This window comes from Lactobacillus pasteurii DSM 23907 = CRBIP 24.76, from assembly GCF_000297025.1.
GTDB lineage: Bacteria > Bacillota > Bacilli > Lactobacillales > Lactobacillaceae > Lactobacillus > Lactobacillus pasteurii.
Genome location: NZ_CAKD01000018.1, coordinates 1 through 6,071, shown reverse-complemented (window position 1 = coordinate 6,071; position 6,071 = coordinate 1). Strand labels below are relative to the sequence as shown.

Sequence of the window (6,071 nt, the reverse complement as noted above, 5' to 3'; positions counted from 1 at the left end):
GCCGTGTAGTCAATGTCGACCGTTTGGTCTGTCCAGTCAGTGATTTGTGCTTGGCTTGGAGTTAAGGCCTGCAAATCATCAGCTGAACCGGACTTGATTTCAGAAGAGTAACCCGCAACCGTCGGAATGTTAAAGGCCTCAAAACCAGCTTGGGAACCGTCAACTACGGTCCAGTTGCCGTAAGTTACTTCACCGGTAACGTCATCAATCGTCGCTGTCCGCTCGTAGTGCAATGTTACCTTGGTGGTCTTCAAACCAGTGTGTGGATCAGTAACGTTGATTGTCCGCGTCATGTTCCGGTGCAAGGTTTCATAACTTACATCAGTCTTTGGTGTTCCATCACCTGGCTGCTTATTCGGGTTACCAGGAATCTTGTCACCCGGCTTTGGTTCATCACCTGGCGTTACGGTCCGCTTGTGGTGGTTGACTTGCACTGTAACAGTTGGAATCCCATCTGCCGTTGCCTTTTCAGTTGCTGGAATATTTTGACCGGCCACAATGTCATACCCGGCTGGCGCCTTTGGTGTGATCGTGACATCTTGATCAGTATCCCCAGTCAAATCAGTGTGACCAACTTCAGAATTCTGATTGTCAACGTCGACATAAACGATCTTACCGGTTTGTGAGTTCGCCGTGTACGTTACATCAATGGTTTCACTCTGCTGACCATCCTTAACCGTTACCGCCGGAATACTGTCAGCACCATTGGAAATATGGGTCGTATAACCAGCATGGCTTGGTACGTCAACCGCAGTCCAGTCCGCAGTATTGGTTGACCAGTTTCCATAAGTAACTTCATCAGTTTTTGGATCAAACTTAGCACTACGGGAAATTTCGGCAATTTGAGTAATCGTCCGTGTTTTTTGACCTGGTTCAGTAATCGTGACCTTCCGCGTAATCTCCTGCTTCACATCACTAATAGGAACATAAATAATTTCAAAAGTTTTGTTACTAGCAAACGGATTACGGATCGTTACATTACCAATGGTTTCACTTTGTCCTGCAGAAAGTTCACCAGCCGAAATTGTAACAAGCTTATCAGGCAGGAAGAGGCCTTGGGGTTCATGATACTGATACTTAACCTGCATTGTTCCACTAGCATCGATTTGATGATAAATAACCTCTAAATCATCTTCCACGTAATGTTTAGTATAGGTATATCCCTGTTCAAACTGAGTAAACGTTCCTCCCTTGTTATTACCACTAACTCCTACACATACGAAACCGTGAGGTACCTTTTTACCGTTTATATATTGCTGATAATCATTAGCATTAATTTTAAACGTCTGACCGGTTAGTCCATCAGGACAGGAAATGTTTAATATTTTCTTTAACGTTCCAGTCTTTGTGTCCCATCCCTTAAGTCTTACTATTGATTGACCTTTTTCTGGTAAAATCTCAGAAATTGAAGTATAGGACTGATCACTTAAATTTTTTACAGAATCATCCAATCCATAGATTACCTGCAAACTCCCAAATTTGTCGTAAGTATCAACTGAGCCATAGTATCTATCCCCTTTTGGTAAGGGTTCTCTTTTTAATGTGTAGTTAAAAATAACATTACGATTGTCATGGTATAAATTGCTACTATTAGCAAATTTCTTATGATGGACTTCACGGGAATTACGATCATACAAATAGACAGATGCGTCCCTGCCTGAATCCCGATTGACTGTCCAAATAAAATCAGTATTAATCCGGTTATCTCTGATGACACTAAATATATAGTCATCTTTATTCACCAAATCATTATATTTAACATCCTGATCTTCGACAATTGGATCACTGATCTTAATATTCTTCAGCGATAATTGATCCTCTTCTGCCTTTGCAGCGTCCGATGTAGCATTAGACTGCGCCTTGTTATACAACAGGCTTGCTACTTTTGATGCGGCTGTTGGCTTTGCTTCGATGACGTTGAGAGTGGTCGTCTTCTCCTGCTCAGTGGCTGAACTTGCAACTGGTTCGGCACTCTTTACTGCTTCCACAGCTGTACTATCAGCGACACTAGCAACTGCTGATGGGTCAGCAGAAGTACTTGCACTTTGCTGGTTACCCGTATTATTCTTGGTATTCCCTGTCGAATCATCGTTAGGAGCTTTTTGGCTAACCGCTGGATCGGTAGCAGCCAGTACACTCTGGCTTCCGCCAACGTAAAAACCAGCAGCAATTGCTACTGAAACAACTCCAACGCTAAGTTTTCGTAATGAAAAACGCAAAAATCTTTGATTATTCTTGTTTTCTTTCAAAAACTTATTATTTTTACCGACCATTTTTTTATTCCCCTCAAGTTAATATTTTTTGGATATTACGCGTCTACCTCGTATTTTCTTTGTTTACACAAAGAAAGTAAGCTTGATTAACCCATAATTTTTCGATATAAAAGTTAACCTTATTTACTTTCCTTGTCAAGAACAGTTTTGAATTGTCGTTTTATGGCGGTTTAAAAATGTATGATTCGGGCGGTTTAAGAATTGACCGATACCCAACGGTATGACTTCCCCTTGATCTTAATCACGTGTGAATGATAGACAAGGCGGTCCAAAATCGCCTCTGCAGTCGCAGTACTCTGGAGGACGGTTCCCCAACTTGATAATGGCACATTGGTCGTTATGATCGTTGATTTGCGCTCATAGCGGCCATTTATTAGTTGAAACAATAGTTTTGCTTCATCCGCCGTTATTGGTAAATAGCCTAATTTATCAATGATTAGTAGGTCATACCTCTCATACCGACGCATTACTCGTTCTAAATGTTGCTTTTCTTGTGCTGCCTTCAATCTAAGGATTAATTCATGACAATTAATAAATAGGTTCGCACATCTTGCCGGCATGCTTCGATGCCAAGTCCAATTAATAGATCTGTTTTACCTACGCCAGGGCTACCAATAAAGATGATGTTCTCTTGATTATCCAAGAATGACATGGTCGCAAACTCGGCGATTTGCTGCTGGTTAATCGAAGGTTGGAATTGATAATTAAACTCATTTAGTTGCTTGATAAAATGATAGGAATCGTTCATTAAAGCGATAATGATGGAAGTCACTCAATTTATGGTCAACGACAGTTGACATATTATCAAACCAAATTTCTTTAGAAATTCCACCAATATCCTTAAAGGCTTTAAATAAGCATTTGAATAAAGTATCCTGCTTCTAATCTAGAGTTAATCTTAAGAACTTAAATTTTGAATAGGGTAAGACATACAAGAAAATACTGAAAGTATGTGGAATACCGTTTCGGTCAGTCATGGTAACTTGTTCTTTCCAATCTACTTGAGCACTTAAGCCGATCGTATGCTCAACCCTAATCGTTGCTTTCTTAGTTTGCACTTTACGAAACCGATGATAATAGTCTTTGACGATTGTGTATTTACCAGTAAAGCCTTTTTCAACGATAAAGTCATAAATCGATTTGGCAGAACATCCGGCAGTGTATTTATCCTCAATGATATCTTGATATCCGTCTAGCTTACTACGACGGCTTCGTCGCTTCCTAACGACTGTTGTTTCACCACTCTGAGCTCTTAAATATGCCGCTTTTACAGTTCGTGGATCAACACCATATTGTCGTGCAATAGCGGAGTAATTTGGTTTTATCTTCTCTAACACAAAATATCTCATCCTTTCATAAACGTCTTTTCGCATACTTATCACTTCCTCAAAAGATTGATAAAGTGAGTATACAAAAAATGCAGGAAAACCGCCGATTTCCTACATTTTACAGCCGCCCTCTACAAAATCACGAAGCAAGAAAACAAGAACTAACAAAAGGAGATAATATGTAGTGTCCAATTTTCTTGGGTCACTACACTTTTACGGCTTTTAATTTTTATATTTTAAATTTTGTAAGCATTTTCTTTCTTGAAAAATAAACTTAATGTTAAAATTTATTTGCCTGAATGATAATAATTTTGGACAAGGATTACTAACCCGGTTAATTTGCCTAAATAAGCAAATTATAATCTTAGTATTATTATGATATTTATAAAGGGGTATTTTTATGAGTAAATAAAAAATTGTGATTATCGGTGCATCTCATCCTGGACATGAAGCAGCTATTGAATTAGTTGATCGCTATAAGGACTTAGATGTTCAAGTATTTGAAGCTAGCGATTTTGTTTCATTTATGTCTTGTGGGATGAAGCTATTTCTTGAAGGAAAAACTACCGGACAAGATAATGTTCGCAACTTTGCACCAGATGATTTCAAGGAGCGCGGCATTAAGTTGCAAAACAATAGTGAAGCAATTGCCGTAAATCCTGAAAATAAGACTGTCACAATTAAAAATACAGTTGATCAAACAACTACTGATGTAAGTTATGACAAGTTGATTTTGACCCCAGGTGTTAACCCACAAAACATTGACGTACCTGGAAATGATCTAGACCATATTTATTTAATGCGTGGCTACAGCTGGGCAAGCAAGATCAATGAAGCACTTAATGATCCATCAATTAAGAAGGTTAGTGTCGTTGGTGCTGGTAATGGTATTTCTGCAGTTGAAGCAGCTCTTAACCATGGTAAGGAAGTTACTTTAATTGATATTAATGAAGCTGCTATATAAAACATGGAAATATGTAGAAGAATACGCATTTCCTACATATCAGAAAGATATATTTTTCCTTTCTTTGTTTCATTTACTGTCGTCTTCACTAGTATTCTGATATTCCACCTGGGAGTAATCACATTGACCAGCTCTTACAGCTTAAGGACCTAGCCAGCCCCGTTTATTTTCTTTTTATTTTGCCAAAGCTAAAAGATTTAATACTGCATTTTCATCTCGATCGTTTGTATATCCACACTGATAACAGATATACTCGTTGTGTTTAGTGCCATGCTTTTGGTTGCCTTGCAAAGTGATCTTTTCATCACCTTTTTTGACATAGCCACACTCAGCACATCTTTGTGTTGATGGATAGGTTTTATCAGCTAAGATCAATTCTTTGCCATACCAAGCACATTTGTAAGTCAGAATTTGTCTAAACTTACTAAATACTGATCTCTGCATACCTTTTGAAGCAACATGCGTCATCATCATTTCTTTGACAGCTAAGTCTTCAATTACAATTTGGTCGTAATCATTAACTAGCTGCGTAGTAAACTTCTGTAAAAGATCGTTTTGGATATTAGCTACTTTACGATAATCTCTTTGCAGTTTGGTTCTCACTGCATAGTAATTATTACTTTTAATAGCTAACTTACCATTAACCTTTCTTTTGACTGCCAACGTTCTTTGATAATGTTTGATGCGCTTGTAAAGCTTTTGCAATTTAGCAGGCAAAACATTGATTTGACCTTCTGTATAGTTGAAGTGACCAACATTGACGTCAACTGCTGTCTTTTGTTGAGTTTTAGCCTTAGCTGAAATCTCTTCTTCATAAGGTAAAGCCGCGTAATAGCTGCCTTTTTCTTTGAAGATACTTACTACTTTGACCTCATCCATCTTTAGAGCTTCATAGCTTTTTAAATCAAACCAATTTTCCTTTGAGACACTTCTAGGCTTATCAAGCCGAAGTTTGCCATTAACAATCTTGGCTCTGTCAGTCTTAAAGCCTTGTCTAGGATCTTTCTTAGATTTAAAACTAGGTATACCCCAATCAGGCTGAGCCTTATCAAAGAAGTTCTTCCAAGCATTAGCTAAGTCTTTAACAGCTAGTTGCAAACATCGAGCAGACAAAGCATATTGCCAATCAGCTTTATTTGCGACTAATTCATCACGGACTCGGCGCTCATTGGGGCTTGGATTATCCTTTTTATTTAATGTATGAGCTTCATACATCAATTGCCAAGTTTCTAAGCCTTTATTCCAGCAATATCTGCGATAATCACACAAAGCATCAAGATGCTTTCGCATGGTTTTATTAACTTTTAGCTTTACTACTTGTGTTTTAATCATTGCTTCACCTCCTTGAATACAAACATAAGTTTATATAAGAAGACGAAGCAAAACAAGTAAACATTGGATCAAAGCTTATTTTCCATGTTTAACTTTCTAAATAAGCTTAATTATTATTTTTATCTATAATTATCTACATATTTCTATATTTTTGTTAACTGTTAATCAGCTCCT

At 38.0% G+C, this 6,071-nt stretch carries 4 protein-coding genes and 1 pseudogene; 1 reads left to right on the top strand and 4 read right to left on the bottom strand.

Annotation, left to right across the window (positions count from 1 at the left end; all coding sequences use genetic code 11):
* The 3 genes and pseudogenes from BN53_RS03990 to BN53_RS03980 form a co-directional block, all read right to left on the bottom strand.
* A partial coding sequence (locus BN53_RS03990) for a mucin-binding protein (protein ID WP_040537312.1) occupies positions 1-2,273 on the bottom strand: 2,273 nt, incomplete at its 3' end.
* A gap of 194 nt (positions 2,274-2,467) precedes the next feature.
* Positions 2,468-3,006, bottom strand: a pseudogene (gene istB / locus BN53_RS03985) (IS21-like element helper ATPase IstB); the annotation flags it as partial.
* Between the two features lie 148 nt (positions 3,007-3,154).
* Positions 3,155-3,646 (bottom strand): transposase, encoded by a 492-nt coding sequence (locus BN53_RS03980; RefSeq protein WP_009559637.1) that lies wholly within the window; start codon positions 3,644-3,646, stop codon positions 3,155-3,157.
* A gap of 373 nt (positions 3,647-4,019) precedes the next feature.
* Here BN53_RS03980 and BN53_RS03975 point away from each other — a divergent pair, with 373 nt between their 5' ends.
* Complete coding sequence (locus BN53_RS03975) at positions 4,020-4,565, top strand: NAD(P)/FAD-dependent oxidoreductase (RefSeq protein ID WP_009559636.1); 546 nt, start codon at positions 4,020-4,022, stop codon at positions 4,563-4,565.
* A gap of 174 nt (positions 4,566-4,739) precedes the next feature.
* Here the strand turns inward: BN53_RS03975 and BN53_RS03970 are convergent, their stop codons facing one another.
* Positions 4,740-5,897 (bottom strand): RNA-guided endonuclease InsQ/TnpB family protein, encoded by a 1,158-nt coding sequence (locus tag BN53_RS03970; protein WP_009558961.1) that lies wholly within the window; start codon positions 5,895-5,897, stop codon positions 4,740-4,742.
* Positions 5,898-6,071: the final 174 nt, after the last annotated feature.